Consider the following 17,920-nt stretch of genomic DNA (forward strand, 5'->3'; position numbering starts at 1 on the left):
GCTGGCCTCGCCGGCCTGCCGCCCGCGGAAGCCGGCTTCAGCCTGCGGCGTGGCTGGCCAGCGCGGCCAGCAGCAGCAGGGCAACGATATTGGTAATCTTGATCATCGGGTTGACCGCCGGGCCGGCGGTGTCCTTGTAGGGATCGCCCACGGTATCGCCGGTCACCGCCGCCTTGTGCGCGTCTGATCCCTTGCCGCCGTAATGGCCATCCTCGATGTATTTCTTGGCATTGTCCCACGCGCCGCCGCCCGATGTCATCGACAGGGCCACGAACAGCCCGCCCACGATCACGCCCAGCAGCAGGGCGCCCAGCGCGGCAAAGGCATTGGCCTGCCCCGCCACGGCCAGGATCACGAAATAGACCGCGATCGGTGCCAGCACCGGCAACAGCGAGGGAATGATCATTTCCTTGATCGCCGCGCGCGTGACCAAGTCCACCGTGCGGGCATAGTCGGGGCGGCTGGTGCCGGCCATGATGCCCGGGTCGGCGGCAAACTGTTCGCGCACGTCCACCACGACGTCACCAGCCGCGCGGCCCACGGCGGTCATCCCCATGGCGCCGAACAGATAGGGCAGCAGCGCGCCCAGCAGCAGGCCGACGATGACATAGGGGTTTTCCAGGCTGAAGTTGACGGTCAGGTCCGGAAAGAACTCGCGCAAGTCGGTGGTATAGGCGGCAAACAGCACCAGCGCGGCAAGGCCGGCCGAACCGATGGCATAGCCCTTGGTCACGGCCTTGGTGGTGTTGCCCACCGCGTCGAGCGCATCGGTGCGTTCGCGCACTGCGTCTTCGAGGCCCGCCATTTCGGCAATGCCGCCGGCATTGTCGGTCACCGGGCCATAGGCGTCGAGCGCGACGACCATGCCGGCCAGCGCCAGCATCGCGGTGGCGCCATAGGCAATGCCGATCAGGCCAGCGAGTTGATAGGCCACGATAATGCCCGCGCAGATCACCAGCGTGGGCAATGCCGTGGCTTCCAGGCTGACGGCCAGGCCCTGGATCACGTTGGTGCCGTGGCCGGTGACCGAAGCCTTGGCGATCGAGCGCACCGGGCGATAGGCCGTGCCGGTGTAGTACTCGGTAATCCAGATGATCAGCCCGGTGATCGCCAGGCCAACCAGCGCGCAGTAGAACAGCGTGCGGCCGGTAAAGCCCTGGTCGCCGATCGGGGCTTCCATGTTGCCGAGCGCGGCCTGCGTGGCAAACCAGATCGCCGGGATCGACAGCACCGCGGTCACCAGGAAGCCCTTGTACATGGCGCCCATGATGTTGTTGCTGCGGCCCAGCTTGACGAAATAGGTGCCGATGATCGAGGTGACGATGCACACCCCGCCGATCAGCAGGGGCAGCGCCATCAACGGCAAGAGCAGATCGCCCACGCCCTTGATCAGCAGCGCGGTGAGCACCATCGTGGCGCCCACGGTGACGACATAGGTTTCGAACAGGTCTGCCGCCATGCCGGCGCAGTCACCCACGTTGTCGCCCACGTTGTCGGCGATCACGGCGGGGTTGCGCGGATCGTCTTCGGGGATGCCCGCTTCGACCTTGCCCACCAGGTCGGCGCCCACGTCGGCCGCCTTGGTGAAGATGCCGCCGCCCAGCCGCGCGAAGATCGAAACGAGCGAGGCGCCCAGGGCCAGCGTGGTGAGCGAGGTGACCACGGTGCGGTCGCCTGGAGCATAGCCGGCCAGATTGACCAGGTACCAGAAGAAGCCGGCAATCGCGAGCAGAGCCAGGCCCGCCACCAGCATGCCGGTGATCGCGCCAGCCCGGAACGCCAGGGTAAGCCCTTGTTGCAGCCCGCTTTGCGCGGCCGCCGCCGTGCGCACGTTGGCCCGCACCGACACGTTCATGCCGATGAAGCCGGCCACGCCCGAAAGCACCGCGCCGATGATGAAGCCCACCGCCGGCAGCGGGTGCAGCGTCATCGAAACGATCGCGGCCACGACCACGCCGACCAGGGCGATCGTGCCGTACTGGCGTTTCAGATAGGCCTGCGCCCCTTCCTGGATGGCGCCGGCAATGTCTTGCATTTTTGGGTTTCCGGCCGGGCTTCCCAGCACCTGACGGCTGGTTATGAAGCCATAAAGCACAGCCAGTAACCCCAACCCGATGGCGGTTACGACAAGGTTCACGATGGCATCCCCCTAACTCCCCATGCCCCGGCTTGTCTTGGCGTGCCGGGTGCATGGTGTTTCCGCAAGGTTGCTGGAAACGAAGAGGAAGCTAAATGATTTGCCGCTAGTCGCAAGCGGTATTGTACGCCTGTTCGGTTATTGTTGGTGTTGGTAACCCAGCCGTCCTTGCGGGCCGGTACCGTCGAGCAATAGGGGCGCCGCGCCGGCAGGCTGGGCGTGGCCGATGCACGTGGCCGCGCACGGCGGGGCCTGGCCAGCGGGCAGGGTGAACAGCAGTTCGTAATCGTCCCCCCAGGCCAGCGCATCGCGCCGGCGGGTGGCGGGCAGGTCTGCCGGCACGGGGCAGGCGGCGCTGTCGATCGCCAGGGTCACGCCGCTGGCAAGCGCCATGCGCGTGGCGTCGAGCAGCAGGCCATCGGACACATCCATCATTGCGCCAACCAGCGGCGCCAGGGCCTGCCCTTCGGCAAGGCGCGGCACCGGCCGGGCAAACCGCGTGGTGTCGCGATCGCTGCGCGCGTCGCGCAGCGCTTCGAACCCGAGCATGGCATCGCCGAGCATGCCCGTCACCCACAAGGCATCGCCGGGGCGGGCGCCGCCGCGCGTGGGCACGGGCAGGCAGGTGGCGCGGCCCAGCGCGGTCAGCCCGTGGGCGGCCGCACCGGCGCGGCGCACGGTATCCCCGCCCAGTAGCGGCACGGCAAAGGCCAGCAGCGCTTCGCCAAGGCCAACCAGGAAGCGCTCTTCGCCGCCGCCCAGGCCATAACCCAGTAATACGCCCAGCGGCTGCGCGCCCTTGGCCGCCAGATCGGAAAGGTTGGTCGCCACCAGTTTCCACGCCACGTCGGCCGGGTCCTGGCCCGGCAGCCAGTGCACCCCTTCCACCATCATGTCGTGGGTCAATATCAGGTGCTCGCCCCCCAAGGCGATCACGGCCACGTCGTCGTCCAGCCCGCGCGCGGCGGGATCGGGCGCCAGGGCGCGCAAGGCAGCGATGAAGGCAGCTTCGTCCATGCCGGCCTGCGGTAGTGGCAAAGGCATGGTTTGCAAGCGGCTTGACCCTGGTCGGCCGCCCCGCCTAATCGATCGGTTGAAAGGGATCGGCCAGGCATGACCACGTCAGGACCACATTTGGAGCGCGACGGCACGGCCGGCCCGGCGGGGGAGGGCAGCGGCACCGCGCGCGACCTGCTGCTCGCCGCTGCCTCTGCCCTGATGCGCGAGGGCGACCAGGTCGACATCTCGCTGTCCGAACTGTCGCTGCGCTCGGGCCTCAATTCGGCGCTGGTGAAGTACTATTTCGGCAACAAGGCCGGCCTGCTGACGGCGCTGCTCGACCGCGACATGGCCGAAATCGTCCGCTCGGTCGATGCGCTGCTGGCCAAGGACGACATGACGCCGCAGGACAAGCTGCGCCGCCACATCTCGCGCTGCATCGACACCTACTACCGCTATCCCTATCTCAACCGCCTGCTCATGCGCCTGGTGCGCGACAGCGACGAGGCCGAGGCGCAGCGGATCGCCGACAAGTACTTGCGCCCGATCAGCCGCGCTTATGACCAGCTGATCGGGCAGGGGGTGCACAGCGGCGCGTTTCGCCCGATCGACCCACAGCTGTTCTATTTCACCGTCAGCGGCGCGGCAGACCGGTTCTTTTCCGCCCGGCTCGTGCTGCGCCATTGCTTTGGCCAGGATTCGTTGACCGAGGAGCTGCGCGACCGCTATCGCGAGCACACCGTCGATTTCATCATGGCAGGCATTCTTGCAAACTGAACAGAATACACAGCAAGGCAACCCGGGCGGGCATAACGGGGCGCGCTGGCGCATCGGGGTGATCGGCGGGTCGGGCATCTACGACCTTTCCGTGCTGGACGAAGTGCAGGAAATCGCCGTGCAATCGCCGTTCGGCCAGCCCAGCGGCCCGGTCACGCTCGGGCGTATCGGCGGGCAGGAATTCGTGTTTCTGGCGCGGCACGGCGCCGGGCACCGCATTTCCCCCGAAAGCATCAACCACCGCGCCAACATCGACGTGATGAAGCGTTGCGGGGTGACGGACCTGGTGGCGATTTCTGCCATTGGTTCGCTGCGCGAGGAACTGGCGCCGGGCAGTTTCGTGGCGGTGGACCAGTTCATCGATCGCACCCATGGGCGGGCAGACAGCTTTTTCGGCGAAGGGCTGGTTGCCCATGTCTCGCTGGCCGATCCGGTCTGCGCGCGGCTGGCCGGCCTGGTGGCTGATGCGGCGCAGGCGGCAGGCGCTGCCGTGCATCGCGGCGGCTGCTATCTTGCCATGCAGGGGCCGCAGTTTTCCACCCGCGCGGAAAGCCGGCTCTATCGCCAGTGGGGCGCCGATGTGATCGGCATGACCGCGATGCCCGAGGCGCGCCTCGCCCGCGAAGCGGAACTGCCCTATGCGCTGATCGGCATGGTCACCGATTACGACGCCTGGCGCGATGGCGAGCATGTGGACGTGGCCGAAGTGCTGCGCGTGATGCGCGGCAATGCCGCCACCGCGCGCGCCACGGTGGCCGCCCTGGCCGGGCTTTTACCGCAAGTGCGCACGCCCAGCCCGGTGGACCGGGCGCTGGAGGGCGCGATCATGACCGCGCCGGCACAGCGCGATCCTGTGTTGGTGGCACGACTTGGAGCGGTTGCCGGCCGCGTGCTCAAACCATGATTTCAACGCGATGATGTTGCACTGCAGGGAATGTCGATAGTTGCGCTGCGATAGCTTGTCTTGCACGATTGCAAGACTTGATCGCGAATAAAGCGCAATATCGTTGTTGCCATCGGCGCTGGTTTCCGTAGATACGAAACCATGCCTGGAACCCAGACCCGTCTTGCCGAATTCGTGCCTTATCGCATGGCCATCACGTCTGGCGCCGTCAGCCAGGCGATTGCCAACGAATATCGTATGCAATTTGGGCTCAAAATCTCGGAATGGCGGGTGATGGCGGTGCTTGGCGATGCCGGCCCGCTGACCCAGCGAGACCTGGTTCGGGCCACCCAGATGGACAAGGTGGCGGTCAATCGCGCGTGCAAGGTGCTGGAAGACCGCGCGCTGGTGCAACGCAGTCCCAATGTGGCCGACGGGCGCTCCCACCATCTCGAACTGACGACCCAAGGGCGCGATATTCATGCCCAGATTTGGCCACAAGCACTTGAAATTTACGAAGAAATTTTCTCCGCGCTAACCCCGCGCGAAACCGAGAAACTCCGCGCCCTGCTCGACAAGCTGCTGGGTGCGGTGCGCCGGTTCGAATCGCGCGTCAAGTAACGGGAAAGACAATAACAAGACCAAGATAATACCAAGGCAATATCGTCGCATCAGCAACAGGAGAGGTCGACATGAAACTGGCATCGTTGCCGCAGGGGCGGGATGGGCGCCTGATCGTGGTGTCCGATGATCTGGCCTGGTACGCCGATGCCGATCACGTGGTGCCGACGATGCAGCGGCTGCTCGACGAATGGCATCGCCATGCCGATCTGCTGGAAAGCCTGAGCATCGAACTCGCCCATGGCGCCATCCCGCGCAAACGCTTTCACGAGCGCGAAGCGGCGGCGCCGCTGCCACGCACGTTTCACTGGACCGATTCGGCCGACGCGCTGCGCCACCAGCCCGGCGACGGGTTGATGGGCGCGCGCGATCCACTGCGCCGCCCCGGCGCCTCGGCCGTGGGCCTGGTGGCGATGACTGCCGATGTGCCCCAGGGCGCAGATCCGGCCGAAGCGCTGGGCCGCGTGCGCCTGGTCGGCCTGGCCCACGCCGTGGCGGCGCAAAGCGCGCCTGGGGCAACCGGGCATTTCTCGCCGGTCTTCGTCACGCCCCACGCGCTGGGTGAGGCATGGGCCGATGGCGCGCTGGCCGTGCCGCTCAAGGTGACGCGCGGTGACCACACCCACGATGTGACGCTGCCGCCCACACTGGGCGAAACCATTGCCGGGCTGGCTGCGGAACGCGCGCTGGCCGCCGGCACGCTGGTCAGCCTTTCGGCCGCGTTGCCGGGCGATCCGCTGGGGCCGGGCGAAACCATCCGGGTAGAGGCGCGCAATGCCGCAGGCCGCAGCCTGTTTGGCGCGATCGAACAGGCGGTGCGCGTTCCGGCTTGAGACAAGCGCCTGCGTGCAAAAGAAAAGGGCCCGGATGGCAGCACGCCATCCGGGCCTTTCCCTTTTGCCCGATGCAGGCACTTACGGCGTGGGCGTTTTGCGGTTGATGAACTGGTCGCTGATCGAGCAGGCAGCCGGGCCGAGAATGACGATGAACAGCGTGGGCAGGATGAACAGGATCAGCGGCACGGTCATGATCGCGGGCAGGCGCGCGGCCTTTTCCTCGGCCCGCATCATGCGCTCGTTGCGGAATTCGGCGGAGAGCACGCGCAGGGCCGAGGCCAGCGGCGTACCATAGCGTTCGGTCTGGACCATCGTGGTGGTCACGCCTTTCACCGAATCGAGATTGACGCGATAAGCCAGGTTTTCAAAGGCTTGGCGCCGTTCGGTGAGGAACGAAAGCTCGATCGCGGTCAGGGCGAATTCGTCGCCCAGTTCGGGATAGGCGCGGCCCAGTTCGCGCGCCACGCGGCCAAAGGCGGCGTCCACCGTCAGGCCCGCTTCCGCGCAGATCACCAGCAGATCCAGCGCATCGGGCAGCCCCTTGCGGATGGCGTGGGTGCGCTTGGACACCAGGTTGGCAATCCAGATGTCGGGCGCCTTGTAGCCGAAGATGACCATTACGGCGAAGCCCATGAAGCGCTTGAACGCGCCCCATTCAGGAAAGAATTGCAGGACGTAGATCCACAGGATGGCGATCCCGCCCAGCACGATCGGGCCGATCATCCGGCCAAAGATCACCGCAACGGCCCATTCCTTCTTGCGGATGCCGGCCTGGGCCAGCTTCTGCTGCACCACCGAAAGCTGGCTGTCCTGCAGCACGCGCAGCTTTTCCAGCACCCCGCGGATGGTGTCCGTGGTCTGGTTGCGGCGCACGATCGAATTGCGCTTGCGCGCGGCCGAGGTGATGATCCCGGCCTTGAGCTGTTCGCGCCGTTCGGTCAGCGCCTTCACGCGCTTGGCCATGGGGTCGCGCACGGTGATCGCGGCATAGATCGCCAGCAACATCGCGGCGGCGGCCACCATCATCAGCAACGATCCGGCGTGGATGACGTTGATGCCGAGCAGCGTGGGGGCGGGATGCTGGTCCATGGTCCTTGCTCTTTCCGCTCAGATTTCGAAGCTGACCATCTTGGCCATGATGAACGCGCCAAGGCCCAGCCAGCACAGGCCGCCCAGGCCCGCGATGATCAGTCGCTCGTCCACGAAGAACTTGCCCATGTAGGTGGGGTTGATCCAATAGATCAGGCCGAAGACGATAAACGGCAGGGCACCGACGATATAGGCCGATGCCTTGGATTCCGAACTCATCGCCTTGATCTTGAGCTTCATCTGCGCGCGCTTGCGCAGCACGTCGGCCAGATTGGCCAGCGTTTCGGCCAGGTTGCCGCCGGTCTCGCGCTGGATCGCCAGGGTGATGCAGAAAAAGCTGAACTCGGCCATGTCGAGGCGGTCGGCGGTGTCCTGGAGCGCTTCCTCCATGGTCTTGCCCACCTTGATGCGGTCGGTCACCAGCTTGAATTCCTCGCCCACGGGGCCGGGCAATTCGCTGGCCACCACTTGCAGGGTTTCGGTGATCGGCAGGCCCGAGCGCAGGCCACGCACCAGCAGTTCCAGCGCATCGGGAAAGCGCACGACAAAGGCATTGGCGCGCTTGTTGATCGCGCGGCCCACCACCCAGTGCGGAATGCCGGCGCCCACCAGCAAACCGGCGGGCACCGCCAGCAGCAGAGAGCCGGACTTGAGGAAGATCAGCGCCGCCACGCCCAGACCCAGGCCGAGCGAGGCATAGAGGTATTGCGAGAGCGTCCAGCCCTTGCCGGTGCGGTGCAGGCGCAGCGCCAGCGCTTCGATGCGCGAGGCGGAGCCGGCAACACGATAGCTTCGTGGCGTGCGCGAGGCGATCGCCTTGCGATACTGCGCCTCCACCTTGTCCACCGCGCTGTCGGAATGCCGAAAGCGCACCTGCTGCAGGCGCCGCGCGCTTTCCTTGGCCGCATTGGGGCCGGAAAAGGCCGCCAGCCCAAGCAGAACCACCAGGGTGATCCCGCCAAGGATGACGATCAGCTGGGGTGTGAGCATCGAAGGATCTGCCTGGTTGGAAGGAAAGCGGGGCTGGGGTGGACGTGGGATCAGGGCGCCATGGCGTCAGGCCGGGGCGCCGGCCTTGGCCTTGCCGGGCTTGGCGTTGGGCAGCATCTTCTTGAGATCGAACTTGCCCAGTAGCGAGGCGCTCTTGGCCTTGGGCTTGGCCACGGCATCGTCGCTGTCATCGGAAAGCCGGGCAATGGCCTGGGCCACGTCCTTGATTGCCAGCGCGGCCTTGGCCGTGCGATTGGCGCCCAGGAAGGTTTGCCCAAGCTTGGCCGCGTTGGCCGCGGCCTTGGCGTCGAAAGGCACGATGTAGCCCAGCTTGCGCTCGATCGAGGATTCGAAATCGGCGCGGCTGATTTCGCCCACCCCCTGCTGCACCTTGTTGGCGACCACGTGGATATGGGCGTGGCTGGCATTGGCCTTGAGCCAGGCAAGCAGGCGGATGGCATCGCGCGCACCGGCCAGGGTGAGTTCGGTGGCGAGCACCACCGCGTTCACGTCAGACAGCAGGTGCGGGAAATTGATCAGCATGTTGCGCGGCATGTCGATCACGGTCATTTCGAACGCGTGGCGGAATTCTTCCTGCAACTGCACGAAGGCGCTGCCATCGGTCATCAGCGGCGCGGTGACCGGCGCTTCGGCCGAAAGGATCGCCAGGTGATCGTTGGCGCGGATCATCGCACGCTCGATGAACAGCCCGTCGATGCGGCTGGGGTTGTCGATCGCGTCGGTCAGGCCACGGCCCGGCTCCAGATCGAGCGTCAGCGCGCCGGTGCCGAAATGCACGTCCAGATCCAGCAGCGCGGTTGAGCGCTTGAAATCGGTGCTGAACGACCAGGCGAGCGAAGTGGCCAGCGTCGATGCGCCGACCCCGCCGCGCGTGCCCACCACGGCGGTGGTGACATGGCGCTTGGTGGCGCCGCCATCCTGGTTCTTGGGGGCGTTGAAGATGGCTTGCGCCTGGCTCAGCGCGTCGCGCACTTGCCCTACCGACAGCGGCTTGAGCAGATAATCCTGGATGCCCGAGGCAACCAGATCGCGATAGAGCCGCACATCGTTGACCTGGCCAACCGCAATGACGACCGTGCCCGGCTCGCACACTTCGGCCAGGGCATTGATATCGTTGAGCGGATCGCCGCTTTCCGACAGATCGACCATCAGGATCGCCGGGCTGGCGGTGATCGAAAGCGATTGCACGGCATTGCGCAGGCCACCGCGCGCGCACTTTTCCGGCGCCCAGCCCATGTCGGCCGCCACGGCGCGCACCACGTCGAGCGCGGCGTCGTCGCACAGGAAGGCGGCAAAGATGTCGCGGTTGCCGGATTTCCAGGGTGCGGTCATGTCAATTGCTCCCCGAGTTGGACGTGTTGACCTTCTTGACCGTCGAACCGCCACCGCCGCTGGGCGCGGTTTCGCGATAGGCCTGGATTGCCTTGTTCGAGCTCATCACCGTGGTGCGTCCATCGCCGGTCTGGCCGTGGACGAGGTCTTCCTTGTTGGCGACCATTGCCGCGATGTTGGAATTGACCGCGCAGCCATAGTTGGTCGAGGTCGCGTTGCGCCCGTTGCCATCGTTGTGGGTCGACCAATCCGGGCAGCCCGGCACCGAGGCGGTGGTGCGCAGGATCACCAGGCGCGCCGTGCCGGGCGCCAGGTTTCCAGCCGTGACCGGCGGGGTATCGGCCAGCATCAGGCCGTGTGCGGAAAGCACCGCCTGCACTGCATCGCGCGTGGCCGGGGCCCCTGCCGGATCATCCAGCGCCACCTTGTCGCCATAGCCAAGGCCAAGCGATTCGAACCAGCCGGCGAGGCGCCGCTGCTCGCTCACCGGCACGCCGCCGCCGGGCAGGGTGTTGATGTCGAGCGTATAGCTCGAACGCTCCACCACCGGCTGGTGGACGCTGTAAAGCGAGGCATTGCTGGGCTGGCCGCCGACGCAGCCGGCCAGGGCCGTGGTCAACGCGGCGGCAAGAACCAGACGGGCAGCGCGATTGCGAGGAGTGGACATGGCGTGGTTCCCAGTCTCGAAAAGGGTCACGAAGGCATTCGGGGCGGCGCTCACAGGCTGAAGCCCGGCTTGACGTCGGCGCTGGCCTGGCGATTCTTGCCGCCCTGCGCGCCGCTGGCGTCACCCACCTTGGGCGCGGCCGGCGTGGCCTGCACGGTGCCTTCCTTTTCGGTGGGCATCGGCCGGGTTTCGCCGTTGGACGGCTTGCTTTCCTGGTTGCCCAGCACCTGCTGCAGCGCATCGGCGGCGCGGAAGCCATCGGTGGGCAGCTTGATGTCCTTGGGGTCGTTCACCGGGCTGACCAGGAACGGCGTGACCACGATCACCAGCTCGGTCTCGCCCTTCTTGAACGAGGTGGAGCGGAACAGCGAACCTAGGATCGGCAGGTCACCCGCGCCGGGCAGCTTGGTGATGGTATTCTGCGCCGAATTGCTGAGCAGGCCGGCGATCATGAAGCTCTGGCCCGAACCCAGCTCCACCGTGGTTTCGGCGCGGCGCACTTTCAGCCCCGGGATCGAATAGCCGCTGATGGTGATCGACCCATCGGAAGACAGTTCCGACACTTCGGGCCGCACGCGCAGCGAAATCCGGCCATTGGCCAGCACCGTGGGCGTATAGGCCAGGCTGACACCGTACTTCTTGTATTCGATGCTGGTGGTGCCCAGGCCCTGCGACAAGGGAATGGGGAATTCGCCGCCGGCCAGGAACTCGGCGGTTTCGCCCGACAGCGCGGTGAGGTTCGGTTCGGCCAGCGTGTTGGCCAGGCCGATCGTTTCGCCCAGGTCCAGCGCGCCCAGCACATCCAGCCCGAACAGCTTGCCGTTGAGCGTCAGGCGGGTGCCGGTGGTGGCCGACGGCGAAACCGTGGTGGTGGTGGTGAGCGCGGTGTTCATGCCGGTAATCAGCGGGCCACCGGCCACATACTGCGTGGCCGCCGTGCCCTGGCCGATGCCGAACTTCATCCCGCTGGTGGTGTCGGCGCTTGCCCAGTTCATGCCGATGGCGCGGGTCAGCGTGCGGCTCACTTCGGCGATGCGCACCTGCAGCATGACCTGCAGCGGCGTCGCCATCTTCAGGCGGCTGATCACCTGCATCTTGTCGCCAACGAAGGCTTTCACCAGGCGTTCGGCCTCGGCGGCATCTTCGGGCGCGGTCACCGTGCCGGTGAGCAGCACGGTGCTGTTCATCGTGGCGGCCTGGATCTTGGCATCGGGCATGGCCAGGTGCAGCATCTGGTCCACGCTGTCGATATTGGTGCCTACGCGCACGTTGGCCGACCAGATCACGTCGCCCTTGGCGTTGCTGGCATAGACCGTGGTTTCGCCCGGCCCCTTGCCGAAGACATAGAGCTGGTTGGTGGATTTCACCTGCACGTCGGCGATCTTGTCATCGGCGACAAAGACATCGGCCATGCGCGAGGGCAGGGTGACGAGTTCGCCCCGGCCCAGGCCCACCGCGATCGAGCGCGCCGGGCTGGTGACGCTTTGTGCATGGGCGGCCTGGGCGCCGGCCACGAGCGCCAGCGGGGTGGCCACGACCATGGCGGTGAGCAGCGCGGAGGAAATGCGGTTCGTCATGCTCTGGCCCTTGCTGGCAACTGGCTGGCGGATGGAGAAAGCGGTGCTCATCTCACTGCGCTCCCACGCTGACGGTCACGGTGTCCTTGCCACGGGTGATGTTGACCACCGGGCCACGCGGACGGATCGGTGCCACCGGGCCGGCCATGGCCGCCGGGGCCGGGGCGGGCGGGGCGGTGAACCCGGCGCTGGCGCCGCCGTTCATCGGCGGCATGGACTTGCGCTGGAACCGCGAGACATCGCCACCGGTGGCAAAGCTGGTGCCGCCGTCGAGCGGGTGGGCCAGCGCCTGCTTGAGCAGCTTTTCCTCGTCCTGCGGCGTGGCGCCGGCCGGAACCTTGACATCGCCCGAGGCGATCGCCTGCTCCAGCTCGGCCGAATTGTCGGCCAGCGAGCGCAGCGAGAGGCTGAGCGTGCCGATGGTCTGCGCCACGGCGATCTTTTCGGCGATCTTGGGCGTCACTTCCACGGTCACGGTGCTGAACGCCTTGACCTTGGTCTTGCCTTCGACCTGCTCCTGCGTGGCAGACTGGTCGGTGGCGAGCACGCGCAAGTTGCGGATGATGGTTTCAGAGGCCTTGAGCGGCTGCGTGTCGTTGCCCTTGACGGTCTGCGTCAGCACCAGGTCGATATGGTCGCCGGGGAACACGAAGCCGGCGACGCCGGTGCGGGCGGAAACCGGAATGGTGACGGCACGCATGCCAGGCCCAAGCGCGGCGGCGAGGAAGCCACGGTCGCCTGGCGCCACCAGCGAACCCTGCGTGATCGGTTCGCCTGCGGTGATCGGATTGCGCACCACGGTGCCGAGCATCTTCTGCATGTCGGCCTCGCCTTCCAGGAAATAGGCGTCCTGCACCATTTCCTTGGGCCAGGCCTTGAACCCGATGGAGTCGGCGGTGATGATCGTGCCCACGGGCAGGGCGCGTTGCGCCACCAGCACCTTGGAGCCCATCTCCACCTTGGCTGCGGCAATCGCCTGGGGCGAGCCACCGCCACCCATCATGCTTCGGGCGGCCAGGGCCGTGCCGACCGCAACGATCAGCGCCCCCACCAGCAGCATCAGCTTTCTCTTGTCCATCGCCAGTTTATCCCGCCCTTACAGAATAGCCCGTAGCCATCCGACAAATTGGTTAAGATTGGCCTTAGCCAGCCGCCACGGCCTGAAGCGCCGCGCCATATGTGGTGCCAAGGACACACAGCCCCGCCGTGGCGATCGCCACGCCGTAGGGGATCTTGAGGTGGTCCTTGCGGCGGCGCGTCACGTGCCACACGCCCATGGCGATGGTCAGCACGCCGCCCACCAGCGCCATGATCAGCAGCAGCTTGGCAAACAGCACCGGGCGCAGCCACAGCGCGAGCGCGGTGAGCAGCTTGACGTCTCCCCCGCCCATCATGCGCAGGGCAAAGAGCCCGGCCAGAACGACGAATGCGGCCAGCGCCACGCCCAGTTGCAGCGCCACGTCGGGCCACAGGTGCAGCCCGCAGGCCCACCAGTAGACCGGCGCCAGCGCGGCAATGCCGGCGTTGAGCCAGTTGTCGATCTGTCTGCGCCGAAGATCGGTGAACGCTGCAAACAGCAGCGCAATTGCCAACACTCCGGCCAATCCGTAAACCATGGAAATCCCCCTCGATGGGATGGGGATACCGGACAATCACTTACCAAACGGTAACCAAGCCAAGCGGCGGGATCGGGCGTGAAACAAGGCGTCGCAAGCAATGGTTAAGCATGTCTGGCAGGAATCCCGAGGGCGCGAGATCCCCGCTGGGGTGGCCGAATCGACCTGGGCGGCGGCCGATGGCATGCCCATCCGCCGGATCGACTGGCGACGCACCGAGGGGGCGCCCAGGGGATCGATCCTGTTTTTGCCCGGGCGTGGTGACTTTTATGAAAAGTATTTGGAAACGTTCGATTACTGGGCGTCTAAGGGCTGGTACGTAACCGCTGCCGACTGGCGCGGGCAGGCCGGCTCTGGCGGCCCGCCGCCGGGGCCGGCGGTGGGTGACATCGCCGATTTCTCGGTCTGGGTGGATGACCTGGCGCATCTTTACCAAGTGTGGCGGGCGCAGACCCCAGCGCCGCATGTCGTGGTCGGACATTCGATGGGCGGGCACCTGGTGTTGCGCACCCTGGCCGAGGGCCGAATCGATCCCTGCGCCACGGTGTTGAGTGCCCCGATGCTGGGCTTTGCGACCGTCCTGCCGCGCTGGGTGCAGCGAATCTATGCCGCGGTAATGAACCGCGTGGGCGATCCCGCGCGCCCGGCGTGGAAGGCCAGCGAAAAGCCCGGCGCCCGTGCCGCGTTGCGCGCCAACCTGCTGACCCACGATGCTGCGCGCTATGCCGATGAGCAGTGGTGGCGCGCGCAACGCCCGTGGCTGGCCTTAGGGCCGGCCAGCTGGCGCTGGCTGAAGAAGGCCAGCGAATCATTCGACCTGCTCGATTCGCCGGGCGTGATGGAAGCGGTGAAAGGCCCGGTGCTGTTGCTGGCCGCGCGCCATGATGCGCTGGTTTCATGGGGCGCGATCGCCCGCGCCGCGCGGCGTTTGCCCCATGCGCAACTCGCCGCCTGGGGGCGGGAAGGCCGCCATGAATTGCTGCGGGAAAGCGACGCGGTGCGCGATCGGGTGCTTGCCACGATCGACGAATTCCTGGAACGGGAAGCGCCGGCCCGGTCAAACCGATGACTTCGGGCGAATGAAGCAGTGGCAAGGCGCGAGCATGGAAGAATTCGACATCGCGATCATCGGCGCTGGCATGGCCGGCGCCAGCCTGGCGGCGGAATGCGGCGCCCATGCGCGCGTCCTGCTGGTGGAGGCGGAAGACACGCCCGGCTATCACACCACCGGCCGGTCCGCCGCGTTCTGGGACGAAGTCTATGGCGGGCCAGCCGTGGTGCCGCTGACGCTCGCCTCGGGTAACTACCTCGCGGACAATGGCTTCCTGCAGCCGCGCGGCTCGCTGGTGATCGGCCGGGGCAGCGATCGCGTCGCGCTGGAAGGCTTCGTCGCGGAATATTCCGCGCTGGGCGCGCGGGTCGAACTGATGGCGCGCGCCGGCATGGTCGATCTGGTGCCGGGCCTGCGCCCCGACTGGTGCGTGGCGGCGTGGCAGCCGGGTTGCGCCGATATCGATGTGGCGGGCCTGCACCAGCATTACCTGGCGATGGCACGCCGCACCGGCAGCGTGGTGCGGTTGCGCGCGCGGGTCGACGCCCTGGTGCCTGAGGGCGCCGGCTGGCGCATCGCATGGAACGCAGGTGGGCGCGAGGGCGCGGCCCGCGCGGGGCTGGTGGCCAACGCCGCCGGCGCCTGGGCCGATGATGTGGCGCGCCTGGCGGGGGCAGCGCCGCTGGGCATTGCCCCGTTGCGCCGCACCATCACGCAGTTGCGCGTCGATCCGCCGGTGCCCGCCACGCTGCCGCTTACCTTCGGCCTCGCCGGAGACTTTTACTTCAAGCCGGCGGGTGATCGCCTGTGGCTGTCCCCCCATGATGAAACGCCCGACGTGGCGCACGATGTGGCGCCCGAGGAAATCGACGTGGCCCTGGCGATCGACCGGCTGGAACGTGTGGTCGATTGGCAGATCGCGGCGGTGGAGCGGCGCTGGGCGGGCTTGCGCAGCTTCGCGCCCGATCGCGCGCCGGTCTACGGCTTCGATCCGCATGTGCCCGGCTTCTTCTGGTTTGCCGGGCAGGGCGGCTTTGGCATCCAGACCGCGCCCGCCGCGGCAAGGCTGGGGGCGCAACTCCTGCTGGGCCAACCGGCCGACGGCATGACTGCGGCGCTGGACCCGGCGCGCTATGCCCCGGGGCGGCTGGCCATGGCCCAGGCCTGACACACGGCCGGCCGCCGGCGGCTATCGGCAGATGGTTATCCGGCAGGGTTAACAATGCCGCAGGGTTAACGCCGGCCGCCTATTCCTTGATACGCTTTTCCTTCACCCGCTTGTCGTGCAGCGGGGGGTGGCGCGGTGGCACGCGGCGCCATTGGCGCACCGGCACATCGACGGTGCGCGTGGTCGTGACTGTGCGGGTTTCGCCGCAGGGCTGGCACGCCGCGTTGCCCACCGGCACGGGCACCATCACCACGCCCGCCACGTAATAGCCCGGCGGCGCCGTCCACGCGCCGCTATAGACCGGCACCTGTCCCTGGTAGTAGGGCGCGGCGGGATAGCCCGGCGCCGGATAGGCGGTGATCGGCGCATTGCTGCACGCCGGGGGCCAGCCGTGCCGATCCGGTTCACCCGGCGCCGTGCAGGGCGCAGGCGCCTGGCCATAGGGAACCATCATGGGTGGCAAGGGTGCGGGTTGCACCGGCGGTGGCGGGGCTTCGGCGTGCCGCGCGAGGGCCGGCGCTGCCAGCGCGGCCAATCCGGCACAGGCCAACCCCAGGCGAACAGTGGCATGGCGAATCACGGCAAATCCCCCGGTTGCGGCCAGGCCAGAGCCGAGCCATCAACCAGATGTTTACCATGATGCCGCGCCGCGCCAAAGCACGCCGCTGTCTGGCCGCAGCGCCGTTGGTGTCCCGAAACGGATCAGCCGCTAGTGTGCGTCACGCCGCGCGGGCGGCGTCGCTTGCCAGCTTGTCCACCCGCTCGTTTTCGGGATGGCCATCGTGCCCCTTGACCCAGACCCACTCGATCTTGTGCGGGCGTGCCGCCGCGACCAGCGCGCGCCACAGGTCTTCGTTCTTGACCGGCTTGTTGTCGGCGGTTTTCCAGCCGCGCTTCTGCCAGCCGAAGATCCACTTGGTGATGCCGTCCAGCACATACTTGCTGTCGGTGTGCAACGTCACCTGGCAGGGCTGCGTCAGCGCTTCCAGCGCGCGGATCGCGGCCATCATTTCCATGCGGTTGTTGGTCGTCTCGCGCTCGGAACCGACCAGTTCCTTCTCGTGCTCGCCCATGCGCAGCAAGGCGCCCCAGCCACCCTTGCCGGGATTGCCCTTGCAGGCGCCGTCGGTGAAGATCGCCACGTGCTTCATGCTGCAAACACGCCCGAATTGGCCGGATCGGCATAGAAGTGCAGCCGTCGGGCAAAGGCCATGGGATCCTTGCGCGTCACCAGGGCATCGGCCGGCGTGTTGAGCCAGTCATAGGCGCGGCTCATGGCAAAGCGCATGGCCGCCCCTTGCGCCAGGAGCGGCAGGGCCGCCCGTTCCTGGGCGGACAGCGTCCGCACGCTGGCATAGCCATCGAGCAGCGCCGCCGAAAGATCGGGGCGGAACGTCTCGCCGCTCGCGTCAAAGCACCACGCCGCATGCGTCACCGCCAGATCATAGGCGATCACGTCGTTGCAGGCGAAGTAGAAGTCGATCAGCCCGGTGACCGTTTCGCCCTGCATCAGCACGTTGTCGGGAAACAGATCGGCGTGGATCACGCCGCTGGGCAGGCCGGTGGGCCATTGCGCGGCCAGGCGCGGCAGATGATCGGCCACTGTCTGCGCCAGCGCCGGATCGATGCTGGCCAACCCTTCGGGCCCGCAGGCATCGGCCAGGCGCTGCCATTCGGCCAGCCCCATGCCATTTGCGCGGGTCGCGGGATAATCGGCGGCGGCATCGTGCAGGCTGGCCAGCGCTGCGCCCACCGCGCGGGCCTGGCCGGCGGTCGGCTCACCCAGCGAAACACCGGGCAGGAATTCGATCAGCGCCAGCGCGCGATCCCCCCGCGGCGTTTCGACCACGCGGTAGAGATTGCCTGCGCCATCATGGATCGAGCGCGGGACGGGGCAACCCTTGGCCGCCAGATGATCGAGCAGGCCGAGGAAATAGGGCAGGTCGGCAATCTCGATGCGGAATTCATACATCGTGAGGATGTAGCGCGTGGTGCCCCCGGGCGTGGCGGTGTCGGCCGTCTCGATCAGCCAGTTGCTGTTCGAGACGCCTTCGGCAATGCCCTTGGCGGAAACCAGGTCACCCAGGTGATAGGGCGCGAGCAGCGCGGCCATGTCCTCCGCGCCGAGGTGGGTATAGACAGCCATGAGTCAGGTC

18 protein-coding genes are annotated in these 17,920 nt (G+C 67.0%); 6 read left to right on the forward strand and 12 right to left on the reverse strand.

What is annotated here, in order from left to right:
• Window positions 1-37: 37 nt before the first annotated feature.
• Both FHT19_RS01940 and thiL read right to left on the reverse strand, forming a co-directional pair.
• Window positions 38-2,137 (reverse strand): sodium-translocating pyrophosphatase, encoded by a 2,100-nt coding sequence (locus FHT19_RS01940; RefSeq protein WP_169473671.1) that lies wholly within the window; start codon window positions 2,135-2,137, stop codon window positions 38-40.
• Window positions 2,138-2,275: 138 nt separating this feature from the next.
• On the reverse strand, window positions 2,276-3,154 hold the full coding sequence (gene thiL, locus FHT19_RS01945) for a thiamine-phosphate kinase (protein ID WP_169473673.1): 879 nt from the start codon (window positions 3,152-3,154) through the stop codon (window positions 2,276-2,278).
• A 96-nt stretch (window positions 3,155-3,250) separates the two neighbouring features.
• Here thiL and FHT19_RS01950 point away from each other — a divergent pair, with 96 nt between their 5' ends.
• From FHT19_RS01950 to FHT19_RS01965, 4 genes are all read left to right on the forward strand, one after another.
• Window positions 3,251-3,913: a TetR family transcriptional regulator gene (locus FHT19_RS01950; RefSeq protein ID WP_168554130.1), complete on the forward strand. Its 663-nt coding sequence runs from the start codon at window positions 3,251-3,253 to the stop codon at window positions 3,911-3,913.
• Complete coding sequence (gene mtnP / locus FHT19_RS01955) at window positions 3,903-4,817, forward strand: S-methyl-5'-thioadenosine phosphorylase (RefSeq protein WP_211184794.1); 915 nt, start codon at window positions 3,903-3,905, stop codon at window positions 4,815-4,817. The genes FHT19_RS01950 and mtnP overlap by 11 nt, the downstream gene beginning before the upstream one ends.
• A 141-nt stretch (window positions 4,818-4,958) precedes the next feature.
• Complete coding sequence (locus FHT19_RS01960; protein WP_168554131.1) at window positions 4,959-5,417, forward strand: MarR family winged helix-turn-helix transcriptional regulator; 459 nt, start codon at window positions 4,959-4,961, stop codon at window positions 5,415-5,417.
• A gap of 71 nt (window positions 5,418-5,488) precedes the next feature.
• The gene (locus tag FHT19_RS01965) at window positions 5,489-6,250 is read left to right on the forward strand and encodes an FAA hydrolase family protein (protein WP_168554132.1); all 762 of its coding nucleotides are present in this window, start codon (window positions 5,489-5,491) and stop codon (window positions 6,248-6,250) included.
• An 81-nt stretch (window positions 6,251-6,331) separates the two neighbouring features.
• Here FHT19_RS01965 and FHT19_RS01970 read toward each other — a convergent pair whose 3' ends face one another.
• From FHT19_RS01970 to FHT19_RS02000, 7 genes are all read right to left on the reverse strand, one after another.
• Window positions 6,332-7,342, reverse strand: coding sequence for a type II secretion system F family protein (locus FHT19_RS01970; protein ID WP_168554133.1), 1,011 nt, complete (start codon window positions 7,340-7,342; stop codon window positions 6,332-6,334).
• Window positions 7,343-7,360: 18 nt separating this feature from the next.
• Window positions 7,361-8,332 carry a type II secretion system F family protein gene (locus tag FHT19_RS01975; protein WP_168554134.1) on the reverse strand — a complete coding sequence of 324 codons (972 nt, stop codon included), beginning with the start codon at window positions 8,330-8,332 and terminating at the stop codon, window positions 7,361-7,363.
• 66 nt (window positions 8,333-8,398) lie between these two features.
• Window positions 8,399-9,685, reverse strand: a complete 1,287-nt coding sequence (locus tag FHT19_RS01980) for a pilus assembly protein CpaE (RefSeq protein WP_168554135.1) — start codon at window positions 9,683-9,685, stop codon at window positions 8,399-8,401.
• Between the two features lies 1 nt (window position 9,686).
• Window positions 9,687-10,352 carry a CpaD family pilus assembly protein gene (locus FHT19_RS01985; RefSeq protein ID WP_169473675.1) on the reverse strand — a complete coding sequence of 222 codons (666 nt, stop codon included), beginning with the start codon at window positions 10,350-10,352 and terminating at the stop codon, window positions 9,687-9,689.
• A gap of 50 nt (window positions 10,353-10,402) precedes the next feature.
• Window positions 10,403-11,980, reverse strand: coding sequence for a type II and III secretion system protein family protein (locus tag FHT19_RS01990; RefSeq protein WP_169473677.1), 1,578 nt, complete (start codon window positions 11,978-11,980; stop codon window positions 10,403-10,405).
• A gap of 1 nt (window position 11,981) precedes the next feature.
• Window positions 11,982-13,007 carry a Flp pilus assembly protein CpaB gene (gene cpaB / locus FHT19_RS01995; RefSeq protein ID WP_169473679.1) on the reverse strand — a complete coding sequence of 342 codons (1,026 nt, stop codon included), beginning with the start codon at window positions 13,005-13,007 and terminating at the stop codon, window positions 11,982-11,984.
• Between the two features lie 64 nt (window positions 13,008-13,071).
• Complete coding sequence (locus FHT19_RS02000) at window positions 13,072-13,545, reverse strand: prepilin peptidase (protein ID WP_168554138.1); 474 nt, start codon at window positions 13,543-13,545, stop codon at window positions 13,072-13,074.
• Window positions 13,546-13,645: 100 nt separating this feature from the next.
• Here FHT19_RS02000 and FHT19_RS02005 point away from each other — a divergent pair, with 100 nt between their 5' ends.
• Entirely contained in the window at window positions 13,646-14,614 is a 969-nt protein-coding gene (locus FHT19_RS02005; protein WP_169473681.1) for an alpha/beta hydrolase, read from the forward strand.
• 34 nt (window positions 14,615-14,648) lie between these two features.
• A complete protein-coding gene (locus FHT19_RS02010; protein ID WP_169473683.1) occupies window positions 14,649-15,764 on the forward strand; it encodes an FAD-dependent oxidoreductase in 1,116 nt (371 codons plus the stop codon).
• A 79-nt stretch (window positions 15,765-15,843) separates the two neighbouring features.
• Here FHT19_RS02010 and FHT19_RS02015 read toward each other — a convergent pair whose 3' ends face one another.
• The 3 genes from FHT19_RS02015 to thrB form a co-directional block, all read right to left on the reverse strand.
• Window positions 15,844-16,344 (reverse strand): hypothetical protein, encoded by a 501-nt coding sequence (locus FHT19_RS02015; RefSeq protein WP_169473685.1) that lies wholly within the window; start codon window positions 16,342-16,344, stop codon window positions 15,844-15,846.
• A 139-nt stretch (window positions 16,345-16,483) separates the two neighbouring features.
• Complete coding sequence (gene rnhA / locus FHT19_RS02020) at window positions 16,484-16,915, reverse strand: ribonuclease HI (protein WP_168554142.1); 432 nt, start codon at window positions 16,913-16,915, stop codon at window positions 16,484-16,486.
• The gene (thrB, locus tag FHT19_RS02025; RefSeq protein ID WP_168554143.1) at window positions 16,912-17,910 is read right to left on the reverse strand and encodes a homoserine kinase; all 999 of its coding nucleotides are present in this window, start codon (window positions 17,908-17,910) and stop codon (window positions 16,912-16,914) included. Before thrB ends, rnhA begins: the two co-directional genes overlap by 4 nt.
• Window positions 17,911-17,920 lie beyond the last annotated feature (10 nt).

The organism is Novosphingobium sp. SG919 (genome assembly GCF_012932495.1).
Classification (GTDB): domain Bacteria; phylum Pseudomonadota; class Alphaproteobacteria; order Sphingomonadales; family Sphingomonadaceae; genus Novosphingobium; species Novosphingobium rhizosphaerae.